We start from the raw sequence: 19199 nt of genomic DNA, 5'->3' as shown, positions 1-19199 counted from the left end.
GCGGATCGCCCGACATGGGAGCGGGGCCGGGCATCCGACACCCGCGAGGTGGGCCTGACGCGACGTTCGCCCGCCTTGCCGCTCCTTGCTTGAGGCCCGGCGCTGATCCATTTAGGGTGCGCTGCGCCGGATCGGGGTCACCCGCCCTTCGCACCTGCGACGGGCACGCACCCACCCGCCCCAAGGCGTGCGTTCCGCACCCACCCGGGCGGACACGCGCCCGTCTCCGGACCGTTTCCGATCGAATGCAACACGCTATAAGGAACCATCATGCAAGGAGGCCAGCGATGCCCGTTTTTCTAGATGCTGCCGATCCGGGGTTCGAGGAAGACTTCGCAAGACTGCTGAACGCCAAACGCGAGGACAGCCCGGATGTGGACGGCATCGTTGCCGGGATAATTTCGGAAATACGGGCACGTGGTGATGCCGCGCTGATCGAACTGACCGAAAAATTCGACCGTTTGAAGATTGACGCGCACGGCCTGCGCTTCACCACCGCCGAGATTGACGCGCTGGTCGCCGGTATCCCGGAACGCGAGGTTGACGCACTGTGCCTGGCGGCGGACCGCATTCGCGCCTACCATTCCCGTCAGGTGCCGTGCGATGAAAGCTGGACCGACGCGGCGGGCGCCACGCTTGGATGGCGGTGGTCTCCGGTTGCCGCGGCGGGGCTTTACGTCCCGGGAGGGCTGGCTTCCTATCCGTCCTCGGTACTCATGAACGCGATTCCCGCCAAGGTGGCGGGTGTGGAGCGTCTGGCGATCACCGTGCCAACCCCGGACGGGAAGGCCAATCCGCTGGTCCTGCTGGCGGCGCGTATCGCCGGGGTGGACGAAATCTACAGGGTTGGCGGTGCGCAGGCCATCGCCGCGCTCGCGTACGGGACCGAAACGATCGCGCCTGTGGACAAGATCACCGGCCCCGGCAACGCCTATGTGGCGGCCGCCAAGCGCCGGGTTTTCGGAAAGGTAGGGATCGACATGATCGCCGGGCCGTCGGAAATCCTGGTGATCGCGGATCGCGACAACGATCCGGACTGGATCGCGCTCGACATGCTCAGCCAGGCCGAACATGACGAAACTGCGCAGGCGATCCTTATCACCGACGACCCGGATTTTGCGCAGGCGGTGACACGCGCTGTGGAAAAACACCTTCAAACCCTGGTCCGCAGGGAGATCGCCGGCGCAAGCTGGCGCGATTACGGAGCCGTCATAACCGTGCCCGATCTGGACACGGCGGCACGGCTGTCCGATCGTGTGGCCCCCGAACATCTGGAATTGTGTGTCGCTCAGGCGGATGCCTTGGCAGCCGGGATCACCCATGCCGGCGCGATCTTCCTCGGGCATTGGACACCCGAGGCGATCGGTGATTACGCCGGTGGGCCCAATCATGTTCTGCCGACCGCCCGCTCGGCGCGTTTCAGCAGCGGCCTGAGCGTGCTGGATTTCATGAAGCGCACCACTCTGGCGCGCATGACGCCCGAGGCTCTCAGTGCGATCGGACCCGCCGCCGAAACCCTGGCCCGGTCCGAAAGCCTGGAGGCGCACGCCCTTTCGGTGCGGGCCCGGCTTGACAAATTGAACGGGTGATCGCGCCGATCCGGCGGGCGCGCGTGCAACACCGGACTGCATGCCGCTTGGCGGGCGCATTGCCCCGCGGCGAACCCCGCGCTAAGAGGCCGTACGTCCCGAATTCAGGATCGCAGGAATGTCACGCATCAGCCATATCGACCTAGACGACGCCAACCTTCCGCCGCCCACGCCCGAGATCGAGCAGGAGCGCAAGGTGGCCATGTATGACCTGATGGAAGAAAACACCTTTTCGCTGCCCAGACGTGACGACCGGCAGGTGCCCGAGGGCCCTTACCGGGTGGGCCTTTCGATACGCGAGAAGCGGCTGGTTTTCGACGTTCGCACAGAGGATGGCGGCCCGGCCGCGGAATTCCACCTGTCGCTGTCCCCCTTCCGACAGGTGGTCAAGGATTACTGGGCGATCTGCGAAAGCTATTTCGACGCTGTCAAGAACATGCCGCCAAGCCAGATCGAAACCATCGACATGGCCCGCCGCGGGATTCACAACGAAGGCGCCCGTATTCTCGAGGAAAGGCTGGAGGGCAAGGCCGCCGTCGATACCGATACCGCCCGCCGCCTTTTCACGCTGATCTGTGTCCTGCATTTCGGGGGGTGACGGAATGGCGGCGGAACTTCCGCAATCGGTCCTGTTCTGCTGCGATCACAATGCTGTCCGCTCGCCGATGGCCGAGGGGATCATGAAAAAATTCTATGGCGCCGACACCTACGTGCAATCGGTCGGGGTCAAGAACGACATGGAAATCGACGGGTTCGCCATTTCCGTCTGTGCCGAGATCGGGGTGGAGCTTGCGCGCCACCGGTCACGGAGTTTCGACGAGATGGAGGAATGGGGCGATGACCTGTCTTCCTTCGATCTTGTGGTCGCGCTCAGCCCGGCAAGCCAGCGCCGGGCACTCGAACTGACCCGGGTGTTTCACCTTGATGTCGAATACTGGCCGATCATGGACCCTTCGGGCCTGGGCGAGGGCCGCGAGGACCGCCTGTCCGCTTACCGCCAGACCCGCGATCAGATCATTTCCCACCTGACCGAGAGGTGGGGACCACCGGAGAGCCAGACATGAATGCCGAACCCACGCTGAAAGCCTATTTCGATGCCTTCAACCGCGGTGACATCCCCGGGATGCTGGCCTGCTTGTCCGAGGATGTGGCCCATCACGTCAACGAAGGCGAGGTGCGGCGCGGCAAGGATCTGTTCCGCAGTTTCTGTGTGCACATGGGGCGCTGCTACCGCGAGGAACTGACCGACATGGTGGTGTTTTCCAACTCCGACGGAACCCGCGGTGCGGCCGAATACATCGTCAATGGCACCTATCTGGAAACCGATGACGGGCTCCCGGAAGCGCGGGGCCAGAGCTACCGTCTGCCCGCCGGTTCCTTCTTCAGCCTGCAGGACGGGCTGATCACGCGGGTGGTCACCTACTACAATCTCGCCGACTGGACGGCACAGGTCTCTTGATCCGGGTGGCGCGGCTCACCGGCACGGCGCTTGAAGATGCGCTCGAGGACGTGGCAAGGCTGCGTATCTCCGTGTTCCGTGACTGGCCCTATCTCTATGATGGCAGCATGGAGTACGAGCGGGACTACCTGCAGGCTTACCGTGAAAGCGCGAATGCTATCCTCGTGGGGGCTTTCGACGGGGATAGCCTGGTCGGGGCCTCGACCGGCACGCCGATGGAGGACCACGCCGATGATTTCGCCGCCGCCTTCGACGGGACCGGCCATGACCTTCACACCATTTTCTACTGTGCCGAAAGTGTGCTGTTGCCGGGCTATCGCGGGCAGGGGATCGGGCATGCGTTTTTCGATGCCCGCGAAGCGCATGCCCGGGCTCTGGGACGGCGATACTCGGCATTTTGCGGAATCGTGCGCGCGGCGGAACACCCCTTGCGGCCTGCCGATTATGCCCCGCTTGATCCGTTCTGGCGCAAACGCGGCTACGAACCGGTGGATGGTGCGGTGGCAACCTTTCGCTGGAAAGACATCGACCGCCCGGACGAAACCGATCACCGTCTTCAATTCTGGATGCGGCGCCTCTGATCGGTCCGGCGCCTCAAGAAATTGAGGTGTACGTCCTTTGAAGAAACGGCGGCGCAAACCCGGCCGCGCGCACCCGTCGCCCAGCCGTATCCGATTGACCGCAACGCCCCCTAATGCTCGCGCAGCAGGCGTCCGAGCCGGGGCAGGTGATCATCCACACCGGCCAGGCGCAGACAGTCCCAAAGCATGGCCTGGTTCGAGCATATCACTGGTTTGCCGAGGCATTGTTCGATTTCATCCACGACCTCGGAGCTGCGCAACGCCCCGCAACTCAGAAGGACGGCATCTGCATCCGGACGGTCGATCGCACGGGCGAAATCGAAAATGTAGTCCGGCGCCACGCGGGTCATCTCGGTATCGAATTGGAGGCCCATGCCATGCGCGGCCAGAACCGAAAGTCCGGCGCCCTCGAGGTACTGCACGACAGACGCGTTGAGTTCCGGGACATAGGGAGACCCGAGAACGATCTTTCGCGCGCTCACCGCTGCCAGGGCCTTGCGGACCGCACCGGCCAGCGTGGTGGCCCGGGCGCCGGGCGCGCCTTTCTGCAACTCACCACGGGAAGCCTGCTCGCCGACGGCCACGGTGCCAGAGGTGCAGGCAAAGCAGATCACGTCCAGCCCGTCATCCGGAAGAATGCGGCCGGCCGCGTCGGCCAGTGATCCGCGCAGTCGGGACAGGCTTTCGGTGCTGATCTCCCGCGGCATGGTGGCGCGGCTGAAATAGATGCCCACACCGTCGGGGGCGAGGCGTGCCATTTCGGGTTCCACTGTCTGTTCGTTCGGGATCAGGACAAACCCGATTCGTGCCCTGTGATTGAGGCCGGCATCAAAACGCGGCTCTTCAAGCACCGCTTTGCGCGCCTCGTTTTCCAGCAGGTTGGCCTGGTTCATGGAATCGTCCTCCGCCTGGGGCTGCCGGTAAAGTATGTCGCAGGAACCGGGCTTCAGGAAGCCCCGCCGGCGAAAACTCTTGACCGTGGCGCCGGCCACGCAGTCAGCTTTGCGCGGCGCCTCTTGCGGCGCGTGCCGAGACGGAGATCCCCGATGCATTCCAACCCTTTCACCGATGAGGAGCTTGACCGGCGGATGTCGGCAATGCGCGCGGCCATGGCCGGGCGCGGTATCGATATCGCCCTTGTTTCCTCGCCCGAGAACATCTTTTACCTGGTCGGCCTGGATCACTGGGGGTATTTCGCGCCACATCTCCTGATCGTTCCGGCGCAGGGAGACCCGGTGCTTGTCACCCGGCAGATGGAACAGGTGGCGATCCGCAAAATGGTGCGCAATGCGGATTTCCTTGGTCACAGCGATTCCGAGACCGCGGCGGACCTGGCCGTGCGCCATCTTGGCGGACGGTGCGCGAACATGGTGCTTGGTCTGGAAAGCTGGTCTTCGGGCCTTTCACACGGCATGGGCATGGCGCTGCGCGGCGGTCTCGTCGTGCAGGACTGGCAGGACATAACCGGCATGCTGGATGCGATGCGACTGGTGAAATCCGATGAGGAACAGGTTTACATGCGTCGTGCCGCCAAGGCCGCGGACGCCGGCACGCAGGCGGCGATCGCGGCGATCCATGACGGTGCGCTCGAGGCCGATGTGGCGGCGGAGTGCCAGTCGGCCATGATCCGTGCGGGGGGGACGCCGCCGGGGTTCGGTCCGTTCCTGAGGCCCGCCGACCGCATGGAGGAAGAGCATACCTCCTGGGGGGAGGGCGCGCATCAAGAGGCCGTTTTCCTGGAGCTCGCGGGCTGCGTTGCACGGTACAATGCCCCGATGGGCCGTCTGGTGCATATCGGCAGAATTTCCGCGAATGACGCACAGGCCGCGGATCTGAGCCTGCGTGCCTTCGAAGCTGCGCGCGCGGCGCTTCGGCCCGGGGTCAGGGCCCGTGACGTGTATGATGGCTGGCAGTCCGTGGTCGACGCGGCGGGGATACCGGAGTATCGTCGCCATCACTGCGGTTACCTGGTCGGTATCGGGTTTCCGCCCTCCTGGACAGGAGGACCACGGGTGACCGGCCTTCGGCATGACTCGGACCTGATAATGAAGCCGGGCATGACATTTCACCTCATGTCATGGTTCACCGGCACCGGGCGGGGGAATTTTTTCGTGTCCAATACCGTTCTGCTCGGAGAGGAGTCGGCCGAACTCCTCACCGGAACGCCGCCCGGTCCGCATGTGCGCCCCTGATCACGCAATCATGCAACAGAAACGGTTTGTTTCCGCGGCCGCGTTCTGGTTTCCACTGGCAATCTCGACATGAGCTCTGTTATACAAGCTCCTGCCGGGGGGCAAGAAATGGGAATTTTCCATGCTGTTCCGCCTTCTGGTTGTCACCGTCGGATCCTGTTTGTTCGCCATGACCGGCGCTTTTGCGTCCGAGCGTGTCCGGCTGGGCTACGGCATTCTCGTGACGAACGACATCATTGGCGACGGGTCGGACCGCTGGCAAACCGGCTCAGTTGCATCAAGCCGCATCTGGGGCCCGGAGTGGGCGGGGGCGCCACCGGAAAAGTTCGGTCAACTGCTTGAGTTCAGGTTCAACGCGCAGACCGTTTCGCCAGAGAACATCGTCACCCCGGCTGCGGGAGACAGGCCGTTCGCGGGCGTGTTGACCCTTGGCGTGCATTCGCATTTCCGGGCCGGGGGCATGGACGTTTCGCTTGGCGGGGATCTGGCGTTCACGGGTCCGCAGACCGGACTTGATGATTTCCAACTCTTCCTGCATGACCTTGTTGGTCACAACAACCTGTCGCCGGCAGTGCGCAATGCCCAGATCGGCGACGAGGTCCATCCTGGGGCGGTCTTCGAGGCGGGTCGCAAGTTCGACCTGGGAGGAACTGCCCGCGTTCGTCCGTTTGTCGAAAGTCGTGTTGGCCTCGAGACGATGGTGCGCATTGGCGCGGATTTCCAGGTCGGGAGCATCGGGCGGGATGAACTGTACGTCCGCGCGCCGGTCACGGGCCACCGTTACCGGGCTGTCAAGAATGGTCCGACAGGGGGGATGATCTTCATCGCCGGTGGGGATTTTGCCTATGTCAGCGACAGCGACCTGTTGCCTGAAAGTCGCGGTTTGTCGCTGACCGATCACCGGTCGCGATTGCGCGCCGGCCTGCATTGGGAAGGCGAAAAGGGCCATAGTGCGTTTTATGGCGTGACCTGGCTGAGTGAGGAGTTCGACGGTCAACGGGAAAGCCAGATCGTCGGATCGCTTCGGATCGGACTCAATTTCTGAAAAATCGAATCGGTTTCAAACGATCTCTTTTCAGGGTGAACATTGTTTGCTAACTTGCTGGCAATAAAAACAAGAGGCAGGATACAGGTAATGGAAACGGGCTTTCGCGGCACGTTTGTCATCTCCTGGTCGCAGACGGAAACAGACGGCCTTAGGGCCGCGCCGGTCGAGGCGCTGGATGTCGGTGCCACATGGGCATGGCACGGCGAAGCGATTCGTGTGGATGGGCCGAACGAGGTCTTGCGTCTGGAGCAGGCAAAAGGTGACAGGATCAGCAGGAAAAGCGCTGCGCGCATGGTAAGGCGTCTGGTCGGGGCGGCGCTTTCTCGGGACAGGACATACCACGACATTCCCAGCGACAAGACGCTGAGGGACAGCAGCTTCGTGGTGACCGACGGAGCCCGGAGCTTTACCATCACGGTAATCGAGGTGGGCGGCAATGCCGCGCCGCTTCTCATGTTTCTCGATGAAATCCCGCCGGCCGGCATCGAGATGTGGGTCGTTCATCACACCCTTGACCGCACGGCTGCGCCGTCAACCGGCCCCGATACGGGCGGCGTGATCTGTTTCACGCCCGGCACCCGGATCGAGACACCTCAGGGGCCGAGGCTGGTCGAGGAGTTGCGCGAAGGCGATCCCGTGCAGACCAAGGATGACGGTGCGCAGGAAATCCAGTGGATCGGCAGTCGGCGCATGACCGGCGCGCGCCTGTTCGCGATGCCACATCTGCGTCCGGTGCGGATACGCACGGGCGCGCTCGGTGTTTCAAGGCCGGATCAGGAGCTTCTGGTTTCGCCCGAACATCGGATGCTGGTGCAGGGCGATGTGGCGCAGGCGCTCTTCAACACGCCCGAGGTGCTGGTTTCGGCGAAGGATATCGCCAACGGGTCCACGATCAAGGTGGATCTGGCCGTGCGCGAAGTCACCTACGTGCATCTCCTTCTGCCGCGGCACCAGGTTCTGTGGGCAAACGGGATCGAGACCGAAAGTTTCCATCCCGCCAGCACGGCAATGTCGACGCTCGATGATGATGATCGGCTGCGCCTTCTGTCACTGTTTCCCGCACTCGAGCAGGAGCCACATGTCTATGGCAGTTTCGCGCGCCGCAGCCTCAGTGGATCCGAAGCGGCAATCCTGGCTCACGAGGCAGCCTGAGGCGGGACCGGAACGCGACACACCGACGTGCCGGAAAATCATCGATAGCGCGTTGACATCGCCGCGGGGGCCTGTATAGACGCGCGCATTGGTGTTGGTGGCCCCCGCGAGGGGATGCCTGTCGGGACCCTGTCGAGATTTCAGGACAAGGCCAGAGGACAACGCCCTTCATCCTGCCGCGAAGCCGCCTGCGAAGGCGGATGAGCGGTACCAGCCGAAGGAGATCAGCCGTGACCAAACGCACGTCTGCCAAGTACAAGATCGACCGCCGTATGGGCGAAAACATCTGGGGTCGTCCGAAATCACCTGTCAATCGCCGCGAATTCGGCCCCGGACAGCATGGCCAGCGCCGCAAGGGCAAGATTTCCGACTTCGGCCTGCAGTTGCGGGCCAAGCAGAAGCTCAAGGGATATTATGGCGACCTGACCGAGAAGCAGTTCCGCCGCATCTTCGCCGAGGCGGAGCGTGTCCGCGGCGATACCGGCGAGCTTCTCATCGGCCTTCTCGAGCGGCGCCTCGACGCGGTGGTTTACCGCGCCAAGTTCGTGCCCACCATGTTCGCTGCCCGCCAGTTCGTGAATCACGGTCATGTCCGCGTGAACGGCAAGAAGGTCAACATCCCCTCCTACCGCGTCAAGGAAGGCGATATCGTCGAGGTGCGTGACCGGTCCAAGCAGATGGCCGCCCTCCTGGAGGCGATACAACTGCCCGAACGTGACGTGCCGGACTACATCGAGGCCGATCATTCCAAGATGACCGCCACGTTCGTTCGCACGCCGGGCCTGGGCGATGTGCCGTATCCGGTGATGATGGAGCCCAACCTCGTCATCGAATTCTACGCGCAGAACTAAGCCATTCGCATATCTGCACGGGGCCGTGACGGGAAACCGCCACGGCCTTTTCGTTCGGTGCTGGCCAACCGATGCAAGCGGGGCTAGAACGTCGCGGAGGAGAAAGAGAATGACCGGGATCAAGCCGCAACCAGGCATAATGAAGATCGCGCCCTATCAGGGCGGCGCTTCGTGTGTCGACGGAGTGGCCAATGTGGTCAAGCTCAGTTCGAACGAGAATCCGATCGGAGCGAGCGACGATGCCAAGGAGGCATTTCGCAAGGCTTCTTTCGATCTGCATCGCTACCCGCCGACGGATCATGCATCGCTTCGAGAAGCAATTGGCGAGGTTCACGGCCTCGATCCCGGTCGCATGATCTGTGGCGTCGGCAGCGATGAGATCATCGCCTTCCTGTGCCAGGCCTACGCCGGTCCGGGTACGGAGGTCATCCATACCGAGCATGGTTTTGCGATGTATCGGATCTCGGCGCTGGCGAACGGGGCTCGCCCTGTCGAGGTGGCCGAACGGGACCGTGTCACGGATATTGATGCCATCCTCGCGGCCTGCACGCCCAAAACTTCGATCGTTTTCATCGCCAACCCCAACAATCCCACGGGCACGATGGTCGGCGAGGGGGAACTTGCACGGCTTGCCGACGGTTTGCCGGACCATGTGCTTCTGGTCATCGACGGGGCGTATGCCGAATACGTGGACGGTTATGATGGCGGCGCGGCCCTTGTCGAGGCGCGCGAGAACGTGGTCATGACGCGGACCTTTTCCAAGCTCTACGGGCTGGGAGGGCTGCGTGTCGGCTGGGGGTACGGGCCGGCGCATGTCATCGACGTGCTGAACCGTATCCGCGGGCCCTTCAACCTCAGCCAGCCGGCCCTCGTGACGGCGGAGGCTGCCGTTCGGGATGCCGCCTGGGCTGACAAGTGCCGGAACGAGAACGCGCGCATGCGCGCCTGGCTGGCGGATGCGCTGGCGGGGCACGGCGTGGCTTCGGACACGTCCACGGCGAACTTCATTCTTGCGCGTTTCGCCGGTCCGAAAGAGGCGGAAGCATGTGACGAATATCTCAAAACCCAGGGCCTCATCGTGCGCCGGGTTGCCGGTTACAACCTGCCGCAATGCCTGCGGATCACCGTGGGCGACGAACCGGCCTGCCGGCGTGTGGCCCACGCGGTCGGGCAATTCATGGGGGCGATCTGATGACGGTGGTCTATGACCGCGTTGCGTTGATCGGATTGGGGCTGATCGCCTCCTCGATGTACTGGGCGATCAAACGTGCAGGTATCGCGGGTCATGTGTCCGGCTTTGCCAGGTCCGGGGAAACCCGCCGCACGGCGCGCGAGATCGGATTGTGCGACGAGATTTGCGAAAGTGCGGCAGAGGCCGTGCACGGCGCCGACCTGGTGGTCCTCTGTGTCCCTGTCGGTGCGATGGGAAACGTCGCCGCCGAGATCGCACCGGCGTTGAAACCCGGTGCCTGCGTGAGTGATGTCGGGTCGGTCAAGAAGGCCGTGTTCGAGGCCGTCGCGCCACATATTCCCGATGGTGTGCATTTCATTCCCGCGCATCCGCTGGCGGGGACCGAGCATTCGGGTCCGCGATCCGGCTTCGCGACTCTGTTCGATGAACGTTTCTGCCTGATTGTCCCTGCTGAGCGAACCGTGCCGGAAGAGGTCGCAAGGCTGTCCGCTTTCTGGCAGAGCCTGGGCGCCCATACCGAGGAGATGGATGCGGATCATCATGATCTCGTCCTGGCCGTGACCAGCCACGCGCCACACCTCATAGCCTACACCATGGTGGGCGTGGCCGACGATCTGCGCCGCGTGACCGACAGCGAAGTGATCAAGTACTCCGCCGCGGGTTTTCGCGATTTCACCCGCATTGCGGCCAGCGATCCGGTGATGTGGCGCGATGTCTTTCTCAACAACAAGGACGCGACGCTCGAGATCCTTGGCCGGTTCACCGAAGAGTTGTTCGCATTGCAGCGCGCCATCCGCACCGGAGACGGCGCGTTGCTGCACGATTATTTCACCCGTACGCGTGCAATCCGTCGTGGTATCATCGAGGCCGGTCAGGATACCGACGCACCCGATTTCGGAAGGATGCGTCGGGATTGATCCTCGTGCCGGTCCCGGTGGTGGCCCGCAAGCACACCCGGCCGGACGGACCTGAGCCCTCGGATCAGAAGGCGTATTGCCAGCCGGCAGTGAGGGTCCAGTCGGTTTCCATCTGCACGCCGTTGAGGTCCTGATAGACCGGCACCCCGGCTTCTATCGCGAACCTGTGGCCGCGCATGGCGCCCTTCTGCACGACGAAATTCACCCCGGCGTGAAGCGACACGGTCTCGCCGCCGTAGTTGCGTGGATCGGCTGTCTGGACCGGGCCCATGATCGACATGTCCCGACCGTCAATGCGGCCCACCGATTTTGCCTCGACACGTCCGGAAAAGGAGATTGCCGGCACAGGTTGATGGCTCGCCCAGATACTGGCCCGGATTTCGTCGCCCAGGGAATACCCTTCGTCATTGTCGCCAAGACGGATCACACCTGACAGTTGCGCGCCATACCCCGTGTCGCCGGTCCTGCCTGTATAAGTGATGCCGGGCAGCAGGTCGAACGTGCCCGAACCCAACTGCATTGCATAAGGCACCCGCACCGTGGGGCGCATGCCCATCGGCGTCAGGATCCGGTGTGTCTCGGTGATTGAACCTGTTGGCAGGCTCAGGCCGAGATTGGCGTGAAGCGCGCTGTTGCCGCCTGTCCACAACCCGACAAGCGCCGAGGCCTTGATATCGCCCAGGCCCTCTGTCTTGACATTGAATCCTCCCAGGACCGTGGGGCCGGCCGCACCCGAGAAGGTCAGGTGGTTCATGGATTTTCGCAGGATCGGCACCATCGCCATCAGCGTCATACGGTCATTGGGGGCATACATCGCGCCGAACATGTGCATGTCCATCTCCATCTCGGTGGGCACGATCCGCAATGTCGGCGGCTGGCCGGGCATGCCGGCAAAACGGTTGGGCAGGCTGGTCGCGATTGCGGTCGGGGATATGCCGGTGGTGCCGATCTGGTTGCCGGCCATGTCCATGCGCATGAACCTGTAGGAAAGCATGACTTCCCCTGTGGAATGGCGATGATCGCCCATCACTCCGATTGGTGCGTGACCATCGGCGCGCAAGGGCTGGTTTGCCGCGGTGTTTCCGCCATGACCGGCATCGGCAATGGCGATGGATGCGCAGGGCGCAAGGCAAGCGGCCAGGGCCGCAACGAGTTTGTATTTCATTTGATAATCCTCACCCGTTCGTGTGCCTTGGCACACGTTCAGGGCTGGTTGTGAACTCAGAAAGGTCGGGGCAGCGGCAGGTTACTCGCTGCCGGAGCCCTGCATGCTGTCGTGATCCATATGGCCGGTGCGTTCGATCACCTTGAACATGATCTCCAGGTCGCCCGCTTTCTCAAACCTGAGCGTCGCCGGCACCTCGTCACCTGCTTCCAGAGGTTCGGAAAGCCCCATGAACATCACGTGGTAACCACCCGGCGCCAGCTCCACGATCTCTCCCGCAGGCAGCGAGATCTCGTCAACATGCCGCATGCGCATCACGCCGTCTTCCTCGGTTGATCGGTGAAGCATGACCTTGGGGAAGTCAGCATCGACACCGATCAGCGCGTCGGCCGTCCCGCCTTCATTCGCAATGGTCACGTAGCCGCCGCCGGCCTTGGCTGTCGCGGCGGTTTCGAATATCCGCGGGTGGATGATCTCGAGGTCGCCGAGGATGTAGTCATGCGCCGCGGCAAGACCCGGCACCGCGAGTGCGAGGGCGGTTGCAATAACAGTCTTCATTTGTGTCTCTCCGGTTTGAAGTCGTGTAGTTCCCTCCGGACAGGTCCGGCGGAGAACTGGAAGGGGTCATCGTTAATGTCTTCAAACGGCGGGCGGAGCACGGGGAAACGAGGGTGGGTAGGACTGCTGCAAGGGCCGGGCCATGCGCGGCCGGACCGGTCGGAACCTTGCGGGGAGCCGTGTGTGGGCGGATGGCGGCACCACCGCGTTCGCGGTGTCCACCGCCTGTGTCATGGCGCAGTATTCGGACTCGTCGGAGATATCCGCAGGCTCTCCGTCGGCGCCGATCCGGATGGTGCGCAACCCGTCACCCGTGCAGATCACCATCACCCGACCGTCGGCCAGACCCGACAGCGCCGCAAGCCCCGCGCCCTGAGGCGCCAGAATGGCAAGGGTCACGAGAACCGTGACGAATGCGCGTGTCAGCCAACCGTTCATATGTTCGTGATAACCGCGCGAGCACCCGACCGGCAATACTGAAACCATCACCTGTGACTATCTGATGCGCAATACCGGCGCCGCCATGACGGGAATCGGGCCGATGCTCACGTCACCACCGGAGAATCGCAGCGGAATATCCAGAGTGCGCGGATTTCCCGACATCCGCGACAACAACGAAAGCCCGCGTTCCAGCGGCCCAAGCATGGCTTCGGGCAGCGCCCGTGACGACCTGGCAAGTTTCATGATTTCCGGCCAATTGCGGGCTTTGATCGTGATCGTGCCTTCCGGAATGCCGTCGCTTCCGACATCGAGCTCACCGGCCGCCTGAAGCTCCAGATGCCCCCAACGGGCCTCTGCCAGGCGCAGGAATAAGTGGCGCGGCTGGGGTCGTGCCTCCTCGATCGCGCGTCGATCCCATGGTTTGTCGAAGCGCACCGTCAGATCGGCGGAGAGAGCATTCAGCGTTTCCGGCAGGTCCCGCACGGCAATCCTGTCGCGCAGGTCCTGCGGTGGGGCGAATCCGTCCGCCGAAAGACCCAGGCGGTAGGTGGCGGATGCATCCGCCGGTGCGTGTTCCGCCGCGAGGGTCAGGTCCGAAATCACGCTTTCTTCGTATTTGCTGCCGGGATTGATGCGCAGGTTGTTGGTGGTCAGCGTGCCGCGCTCGACCTCAAGCCGGACACCGGGGCGAAAGACGAAGCTGGCGCGCATGTCGTCGTTCTGGATGCCGTATTTGCGGAAGGGGGTGGCAAGCTTCTGGTTGTCCGGCCATACCGCGATCACGTGGTTGGGCCGGTAACTGAGTGCCAGGACCTGAAAGAAAGGCGCGTCCCAGGCCAGGCCCGTGTCGGGGTCCGCGAGGGACAGGTTGCTGAAGCTGATGTCAAAACGATTGGGAAAACCGCGCACTGCCAGATTGTCATATGCGGCAACCCAGCCGTCGCCGCGGCGGGCTTGAAACCAGTCCTCCATCGCGCCCCGGGTGGTGGCCGCCCCCCAGAACCAATACCCCGACCAGGCGGCGGCCGCCAGAAGGATGCCTGTAAGCAGCAATCGCATGAAACGCCCCTTTCCTGCCGCGTCCCGATGGTGTTTACAGGCCGCAAACGGGAAGGAACAGCATTTATGAGCATGTGGGTGTTCGGGTATGGATCGCTGGTTTGGAACCCCGGTTTCGAGGTCGAGGAACAGCTTGTCGCGACGTTGCCGGGTTACGCACGCAGTTTCTGCATGCGCAGCATCCATCATCGCGGGACTGTCGAAAATCCCGGCCTGGTTCTTGCGCTGGATGCGGTCGAGGGGGCACAGTGCCACGGTGTCGGGATGTCGGTGTCCCCGTGCAAGCGGAACGAGGTTATCGAATACCTGCGGGAACGCGAACTGGTCTCGGCGGCGTATCTGGAAAAACGGCTTCCGATCCGCCTTGCCGATGGCAGGTCAGTGGAGGCGGTGACGTACGTGATCGACCCTCGGCACGTTCAATACTGTGGCACGCTGGAGCTGGAAGAACAGGCCAGGATCATTGCTGCGGCACATGGAGGGCGCGGCCCGAACTCTGAATACTTGCACAATACTTTTGCACATCTCAGGGAGTTGGGTATCGACGATCCCGATCTGGAGTGGCTGTCCCGCCGCGTGAGGGCGCTGAGCGGATAAATCCTTGGCTTGACTAGCCGCAACGCGTAGAGTTGCGCCAACAAATTAGTGTCGGGAGCGTCCATATGGACCAGCCGGGCCGCGAGGTCGAGCCGCAATTCACCCACCCCGTGCGCCAGATCATGCTGATGCTGATCGTTCTGGCACTGACCGGGTTTGGTGCCTTCGTGGCCCTGCCGCGGGTGTTGCCCGTGTTCGAGGCGAACCCGTACCTCAACGGGTTCATCTTTTTTGTCTTCGTCATCGGTGTGCTGGCCTGTTTCTGGCAGGTCTTCCAGTTGATCGGCTCGGTGCGCTGGATCGAGGGCTTCGTTGCCGATTATCCGGGTCACGAGATGACCAAGGCACCGCGGCTGCTGGCGCCTCTGGCCACCTTGTTGCGGGCGCGCGGCAAGCGCATGCAGATCGCCTCGACCTCGGCCCGGTCGATCCTCGATTCCGTGGCGCAGCGCATCGACGAGGCGCGCGAGATCACGCGCTACATCGTCAACCTGCTCATCTTTCTGGGTCTGCTTGGCACGTTCTACGGGCTGGCGACCACCGTTCCGGCGGTTGTCGATACGATCCGCAGCCTTGCGCCACAGGAAGGCGAGGGCGGTGTGGATGTCTTCAACCGCCTGATGACGGGACTGGAAACACAGCTTGGCGGCATGGGTGTGGCCTTTGCCTCGTCGCTTCTCGGGCTGGCGGGATCGCTGGTCGTCGGTCTTCTCGAACTGTTCGCGGGACACGGACAGAACCGCTTCTACCGTGAGCTGGAAGAGTGGATGTCGACGATCACCCGGGTCGGCTTCTCTTCGGGCGATGGAGAGGGGGGGCTTGAACAGAACCTCGTGGGCAGTGTCATCGACCAGATGAGCGAGCAGATGGAATCGCTTCAGCAGATGATGACGCAATCTGATGTGAGCCGCGCCATGGTCGACGAGAAGCTTGGAGTGCTGGCGGATTCGGTCGAACGTCTGACTCACAGGATGAGCGATTCCAACCCCCTCAACGCGACACTTCTGCGGGTCGCCGAAGGTCAGGAGCAATTGATCGAACGGATGGATGCCCGTGCATCCGAGGGTGGCGAGGGTCTTGATGCCGAAAGCCGGATGCGCCTGCGCTCGATAGATGTGCAGATGCTCCGTATTCTCGAGGAGATCAGCGCGGGCCGGCAGGAAACAATGACGGAACTGCGCACGGATCTGGCGGCGCTGTCGCGGGCGCTGTCGCAGCCACGCGGGCCTTCGCGGGGTCGGGGCAAGACGCAGCCCGTCGTCTCCCCGAAGGATCCTGGAGGTGAGTGATGGCTCTCTCCCGGCGCACCGGCCAGAGGTTTCAATCGTCGATCTGGCCCGGCTTCGTGGATGCGATGACGGGGCTCCTGCTGGTCCTCATGTTTGTCCTGTCCATTTTCATGATCGTGCAGTTCGTCCTGCGCGAGACGATCACCGGGCAGGAAACCCGGCTGGATGAACTCTCTGCCGAGGTGGCGGCGCTGTCGCAGGCCCTGGGGCTGGAGCAGGACCGCAACGAAGACCTCCAGCAGCGCGTCGGGGAATTGACGGCGACGCTTGGCGATGCTCGTGAGCGGGAGCAGAGGCAGACCGCGCTGATCGCGTCTCTTCGGGCCGAAAGGGCCGCGCAGGAAACCGCCCTCGAGGATGCGCAATCCCGTATCGCCAGTTTCGAGGAACAGGTTGCCAGCCTTCTGGCTGAACGTGACGAAGCGATGGGCCGTATCGCGACCCTGGAAGACGAAAAGAGCGACCTGCAGGACGAAAAGCAGGATCTTCTTTCCCGGCAGGAGGCGGCCCAGCTTGCCCTTGCGGAATTGCGTGACGAAATCGACGCCCGCAGCGAGGCAGCGAGGCTTGCGGCCGCTCAGCGCGAGGCGCTGGAGGCAATGATTGCCGATCTGCGCCGGCAGAACGCACAAGGACAGGAAGCGCAGGCGGCACTCGGGGACCGGATTTCCGATCTTCAGGATCAACTGAGCGAAGAGGAGAAGGCGCGCCTTGCCGAAGCCGCCGCCGCGCAGGCCCTTCAGGAAAAGCTGAAGAATGCCGAGGCCGAACTGACGGCGATGACACTGGCGCTCGAGGAAGAGCGGCGCAAGGCCGAAGAGACCCTGACCATGCTGGCCGCTGCCGAGGCCGCGACAGAAGATCTGGACCTGCAATTGGCACAGGCTCTTGTCGCGCGGGATGAAATGCAGTCTGTGCTGCAGGACCGGAACGCGCGGATTGATGCGCAGGCCGCGGAAATCGCGCAATTGCAGGCGGCCCTGACCGAAGCGGGTGCTCAGCTCACCACTGCCGAGGCGGACATGCGCGCCGCCACCACGCGCCTTGAATCGCTGGAGGCCGAGCTTGCGCGCGCCCTGGCTGCCGCGTCCGGGGAGCGCGAGGCCGCGGAAGGGCTGCGCCTGCGCCTGAGCGACACCGAGGCGAAGCTGAAGGAACTGCGCGCAACCAGTGCCGAAACCGAGGCCGAGATGGCGGCGCAGGTGGCCGGGCTTGAAGAGCGTCTTGCGCGTGCTCTGGCCGATGCCGAGGAAAAGGCCGCGGCCCTGGACGCCCTGCGCGCGCGTCTTGCCGATACGGAAACGGCCCTCGCGGATGCCTTGGCAGCGCAGGAGCAGACCCGCGAGACCCTTGACACAGAAACCCGGACACTGGAGCAGCAGTTGTCACAAGCGGTGGCCGAAGCCCGGCAAGCCGGCGCCGAGGCGGAGGACCTTCGTACCCGCCTGAGCGAGCGGGAGGCGGAGCTGGCCGAATTCCGGCTGAGCACCAAGGAGATGCAGGCCGAATTCGAATCCCGTCGCACGCGGCTGGAAGAGCGTCTGGCGCGGGCGCTGGCAGAGGTGGATGACAAGAGCAGCGAAATCGCCGCGTTGCGCACCCGCCTGGCAGAAACCGAGGCCGCGCTGGCGGACGCTGTCGCGGAGCGCGAGGAAACCTTGGCGGATTTGCGGCAGGACCGCTCAGACCTCGAGGAACGGCTGGCCGAGGCTCTTGCGGCCAAGACCGCCGCGGAGACCGAGGCTGTGGACAACGCCGACGTGATTTCCGACCTGCGCCTGCAGCTGGACGAAGCCAAGGCCGAGCTTGCCCGCGTGCGTGAGGACCTGGCTGCGGCACGCGCCGCATCCGAGGAGATGACCCTGACGGCCGAGGAGGTGCGCCAACGGCTGGCTGCGGCGCTCGCGGCGAAGACACAGGCCGAAAGCGAGACGACCAAGCAGGAAGACCTGATTGCGGATTTGCGCGCCCGCCTGGAAGCCTCCGAAACGGAACTGGAGGAAACGCAAAGGGCGCTGGCAGAGGCACGCGCGGCCTCCGAGGATATCGCGCTATCGGCCGAGGAAGTGCGTCAGAGGCTTGCCGCGGCCCTCGCTGCCAAGCTTTCGGCCGAGCAAAGGGTCGCCGAGGAGCTGAGCAAGGCAGAGGAACGTGCGGCCTTGCTGGCCGAAGCCCGTGAGAAGCTGGCCGAACAGGAGGACATGGCCGAGGCCGCGCGGCGTGAACAGGCACTGCTCAATCGTCAGGTTTCCGCTCTGCGCACCCAGCTTTCGGAACTGCGCGCGCTGCTTGACGATGCGAAAATTCGCGATGCCGCGGCTGAAGTGCAGATCCAGACCCTCGGACAGGACCTTAACGCGGCGCTGGCACGCGCCGCCGCGGAAGAGCGCAAACGCCGTCAACTTGCCGAAGAAAAACAGCGCCTGGCGGAAGAAAAACGCCGGCTCGCAGAAGAAAAGAGCAAGCTGGAGGAAGAGAAACGCAAACGGCTGGAGGAGCAGAAGGAAGATCTCGAGAAGTACCGGTCGGAATTTTTCGGCCGGCTGCGTGACATCCTGGGCGCACAGGAAGGTATCCGGATCGAGGGCGATCGTTTCGTTTTCTCGTCCGAGGTTCTTTTCGCACCGGGCGAGGCTGATCTTTCGGCAGACGGCGAACGCGAAGTCGCCAAGGTGGCACAGATATTGCGGAACGTGACCGACGAAATTCCGGCCGGCATCGACTGGGTCATCCAGGTGGACGGGCACACCGACAACGTTAAAATTCGAGAGGGTGCCGAGTTCGAGGACAACTGGGAACTGAGCCAGGCGCGGGCCCTTTCCGTGGTACGGTACATGATCGATGCGTTGGGGATCGCGCCGGAACGCTTGTCGGCCAACGGTTTCGGCGAGTATCAACCCATCAACACGGCGGACACGGCCGCAGCGCGGGCTCAGAACCGTCGTATTGAATTGAAGTTTACCGAAAAATAAGCGGGTTGGCGGCGCCGCTCTCGGATGATGCGTCGTGGCGCCGACGCGCGAGATGCGTGGTTGCCCGGATATATGGGCCGGCGCCATCACGCGCCGGCCCTCATTTCTCTAACCCCTGATATTCACTCCGCGGAGTT

At 63.3% G+C, this 19199-nt stretch carries 19 protein-coding genes; 14 read left to right on the top strand and 5 right to left on the bottom strand.

From position 1 onward, the window contains the following. Positions 1 to 287: 287 nt before the first annotated feature. The 5 genes from hisD (at position 288) to DQW77_RS10145 (ending at position 3629) form a co-directional block, all read left to right on the top strand. Entirely contained in the window at positions 288 to 1589 is a 1302-nt protein-coding gene (hisD, locus tag DQW77_RS10165; RefSeq protein ID WP_113258113.1) for a histidinol dehydrogenase, read from the top strand. Positions 1590 to 1707: 118 nt separating this feature from the next. Next, positions 1708 to 2187 (top strand): UPF0262 family protein, encoded by a 480-nt coding sequence (locus DQW77_RS10160; protein WP_113258112.1) that lies wholly within the window; start codon positions 1708 to 1710, stop codon positions 2185 to 2187. A 4-nt stretch (positions 2188 to 2191) separates the two neighbouring features. Continuing rightward, on the top strand, positions 2192 to 2653 hold the full coding sequence (locus DQW77_RS10155; protein ID WP_113258111.1) for a low molecular weight phosphatase family protein: 462 nt from the start codon (positions 2192 to 2194) through the stop codon (positions 2651 to 2653). Beyond that, positions 2650 to 3048, top strand: a complete 399-nt coding sequence (locus DQW77_RS10150; RefSeq protein WP_113258110.1) for a ketosteroid isomerase-related protein — start codon at positions 2650 to 2652, stop codon at positions 3046 to 3048. The genes DQW77_RS10155 and DQW77_RS10150 overlap by 4 nt, the downstream gene beginning before the upstream one ends. Next, a complete protein-coding gene (locus DQW77_RS10145) occupies positions 3048 to 3629 on the top strand; it encodes a GNAT family N-acetyltransferase (RefSeq protein WP_113258147.1) in 582 nt (193 codons plus the stop codon). The genes DQW77_RS10150 and DQW77_RS10145 overlap by 1 nt, the downstream gene beginning before the upstream one ends. A 110-nt stretch (positions 3630 to 3739) precedes the next feature. Here DQW77_RS10145 and DQW77_RS10140 read toward each other — a convergent pair whose 3' ends face one another. After that, a complete protein-coding gene (locus DQW77_RS10140; protein ID WP_113258146.1) occupies positions 3740 to 4522 on the bottom strand; it encodes an arylmalonate decarboxylase in 783 nt (260 codons plus the stop codon). A 153-nt stretch (positions 4523 to 4675) separates the two neighbouring features. On the opposite strand from DQW77_RS10140, the gene DQW77_RS10135 reads away from it, so the two are divergent. The 6 genes from DQW77_RS10135 to DQW77_RS10110 all read left to right on the top strand — a co-directional run bounded on the left by DQW77_RS10135 (position 4676) and on the right by DQW77_RS10110 (position 10981). Further along, positions 4676 to 5821, top strand: coding sequence for a Xaa-Pro peptidase family protein (locus tag DQW77_RS10135; protein ID WP_113258109.1), 1146 nt, complete (start codon positions 4676 to 4678; stop codon positions 5819 to 5821). A 121-nt stretch (positions 5822 to 5942) separates the two neighbouring features. After that, positions 5943 to 6866, top strand: coding sequence for a lipid A deacylase LpxR family protein (locus DQW77_RS10130; RefSeq protein WP_258523814.1), 924 nt, complete (start codon positions 5943 to 5945; stop codon positions 6864 to 6866). A gap of 90 nt (positions 6867 to 6956) precedes the next feature. After that, positions 6957 to 8021 carry a Hint domain-containing protein gene (locus tag DQW77_RS10125; RefSeq protein ID WP_113258108.1) on the top strand — a complete coding sequence of 355 codons (1065 nt, stop codon included), beginning with the start codon at positions 6957 to 6959 and terminating at the stop codon, positions 8019 to 8021. A gap of 230 nt (positions 8022 to 8251) precedes the next feature. Beyond that, positions 8252 to 8872, top strand: coding sequence for a 30S ribosomal protein S4 (rpsD, locus tag DQW77_RS10120; protein ID WP_113258107.1), 621 nt, complete (start codon positions 8252 to 8254; stop codon positions 8870 to 8872). 109 nt (positions 8873 to 8981) lie between these two features. Then, positions 8982 to 10064, top strand: coding sequence for a histidinol-phosphate transaminase (hisC, locus tag DQW77_RS10115; RefSeq protein WP_113258106.1), 1083 nt, complete (start codon positions 8982 to 8984; stop codon positions 10062 to 10064). Then, positions 10064 to 10981, top strand: a complete 918-nt coding sequence (locus DQW77_RS10110) for a prephenate/arogenate dehydrogenase family protein (RefSeq protein ID WP_113258105.1) — start codon at positions 10064 to 10066, stop codon at positions 10979 to 10981. Before hisC ends, DQW77_RS10110 begins: the two co-directional genes overlap by 1 nt. 64 nt (positions 10982 to 11045) lie before the next feature. Here the strand turns inward: DQW77_RS10110 and DQW77_RS10105 are convergent, their stop codons facing one another. From DQW77_RS10105 to DQW77_RS10090, 4 genes are all read right to left on the bottom strand, one after another. Then, positions 11046 to 12146 carry a transporter gene (locus tag DQW77_RS10105; protein WP_113258104.1) on the bottom strand — a complete coding sequence of 367 codons (1101 nt, stop codon included), beginning with the start codon at positions 12144 to 12146 and terminating at the stop codon, positions 11046 to 11048. Positions 12147 to 12227: 81 nt separating this feature from the next. Further along, the gene (locus tag DQW77_RS10100; RefSeq protein ID WP_113258103.1) at positions 12228 to 12704 is read right to left on the bottom strand and encodes a copper chaperone PCu(A)C; all 477 of its coding nucleotides are present in this window, start codon (positions 12702 to 12704) and stop codon (positions 12228 to 12230) included. 81 nt (positions 12705 to 12785) lie between these two features. Further along, complete coding sequence (locus tag DQW77_RS10095) at positions 12786 to 13142, bottom strand: DUF2946 family protein (RefSeq protein WP_113258102.1); 357 nt, start codon at positions 13140 to 13142, stop codon at positions 12786 to 12788. 57 nt (positions 13143 to 13199) lie between these two features. Continuing rightward, the gene (locus DQW77_RS10090; RefSeq protein WP_113258101.1) at positions 13200 to 14204 is read right to left on the bottom strand and encodes a DUF2125 domain-containing protein; all 1005 of its coding nucleotides are present in this window, start codon (positions 14202 to 14204) and stop codon (positions 13200 to 13202) included. A 66-nt stretch (positions 14205 to 14270) separates the two neighbouring features. Here DQW77_RS10090 and DQW77_RS10085 point away from each other — a divergent pair, with 66 nt between their 5' ends. From DQW77_RS10085 to DQW77_RS10075, 3 genes are all read left to right on the top strand, one after another. Continuing rightward, positions 14271 to 14801: a gamma-glutamylcyclotransferase gene (locus DQW77_RS10085; protein ID WP_113258100.1), complete on the top strand. Its 531-nt coding sequence runs from the start codon at positions 14271 to 14273 to the stop codon at positions 14799 to 14801. Positions 14802 to 14866: 65 nt separating this feature from the next. Continuing rightward, positions 14867 to 16090, top strand: coding sequence for a biopolymer transporter ExbB (locus DQW77_RS10080; protein ID WP_113258099.1), 1224 nt, complete (start codon positions 14867 to 14869; stop codon positions 16088 to 16090). Then, positions 16090 to 19062, top strand: coding sequence for a peptidoglycan -binding protein (locus DQW77_RS10075; RefSeq protein WP_113258098.1), 2973 nt, complete (start codon positions 16090 to 16092; stop codon positions 19060 to 19062). Before DQW77_RS10080 ends, DQW77_RS10075 begins: the two co-directional genes overlap by 1 nt. The last annotated feature ends 137 nt before the right edge of the window (positions 19063 to 19199 follow it).

The sequence above is a fragment of the Roseovarius sp. TE539 genome (assembly GCF_003298505.1).
GTDB lineage: Bacteria > Pseudomonadota > Alphaproteobacteria > Rhodobacterales > Rhodobacteraceae > Roseovarius.
This window is presented reverse-complemented; position numbering and strand designations above follow the sequence as displayed.

Excerpts from the sequence above, each read along its gene's own strand:
- DQW77_RS10155 (WP_113258111.1), top strand. The coding sequence starts at position 2,192 with ATGGCGGCGGAACTTCCGCAATCGGTCCTGTTCTGCTGCGATCACAAT.
- DQW77_RS10090 (WP_113258101.1), bottom strand. The coding sequence starts at position 14,204 with ATGCGATTGCTGCTTACAGGCATCCTTCTGGCGGCCGCCGCCTGGTCG.
- DQW77_RS10125 (WP_113258108.1), top strand. The coding sequence starts at position 6,957 with ATGGAAACGGGCTTTCGCGGCACGTTTGTCATCTCCTGGTCGCAGACG.
- DQW77_RS10135 (WP_113258109.1), top strand. The coding sequence starts at position 4,676 with ATGCATTCCAACCCTTTCACCGATGAGGAGCTTGACCGGCGGATGTCG.
- DQW77_RS10095 (WP_113258102.1), bottom strand. The coding sequence starts at position 13,142 with ATGAACGGTTGGCTGACACGCGCATTCGTCACGGTTCTCGTGACCCTT.
- DQW77_RS10080 (WP_113258099.1), top strand. The coding sequence starts at position 14,867 with ATGGACCAGCCGGGCCGCGAGGTCGAGCCGCAATTCACCCACCCCGTG.
- DQW77_RS10140 (WP_113258146.1), bottom strand. The coding sequence starts at position 4,522 with ATGAACCAGGCCAACCTGCTGGAAAACGAGGCGCGCAAAGCGGTGCTT.
- hisD (WP_113258113.1), top strand. The coding sequence starts at position 288 with ATGCCCGTTTTTCTAGATGCTGCCGATCCGGGGTTCGAGGAAGACTTC.
- DQW77_RS10150 (WP_113258110.1), top strand. The coding sequence starts at position 2,650 with ATGAATGCCGAACCCACGCTGAAAGCCTATTTCGATGCCTTCAACCGC.
- DQW77_RS10110 (WP_113258105.1), top strand. The coding sequence starts at position 10,064 with ATGACGGTGGTCTATGACCGCGTTGCGTTGATCGGATTGGGGCTGATC.
- hisC (WP_113258106.1), top strand. The coding sequence starts at position 8,982 with ATGACCGGGATCAAGCCGCAACCAGGCATAATGAAGATCGCGCCCTAT.
- DQW77_RS10075 (WP_113258098.1), top strand. The coding sequence starts at position 16,090 with ATGGCTCTCTCCCGGCGCACCGGCCAGAGGTTTCAATCGTCGATCTGG.
- DQW77_RS10130 (WP_258523814.1), top strand. The coding sequence starts at position 5,943 with ATGCTGTTCCGCCTTCTGGTTGTCACCGTCGGATCCTGTTTGTTCGCC.
- DQW77_RS10160 (WP_113258112.1), top strand. The coding sequence starts at position 1,708 with ATGTCACGCATCAGCCATATCGACCTAGACGACGCCAACCTTCCGCCG.
- DQW77_RS10100 (WP_113258103.1), bottom strand. The coding sequence starts at position 12,704 with ATGAAGACTGTTATTGCAACCGCCCTCGCACTCGCGGTGCCGGGTCTT.
- DQW77_RS10105 (WP_113258104.1), bottom strand. The coding sequence starts at position 12,146 with ATGAAATACAAACTCGTTGCGGCCCTGGCCGCTTGCCTTGCGCCCTGC.
- DQW77_RS10085 (WP_113258100.1), top strand. The coding sequence starts at position 14,271 with ATGAGCATGTGGGTGTTCGGGTATGGATCGCTGGTTTGGAACCCCGGT.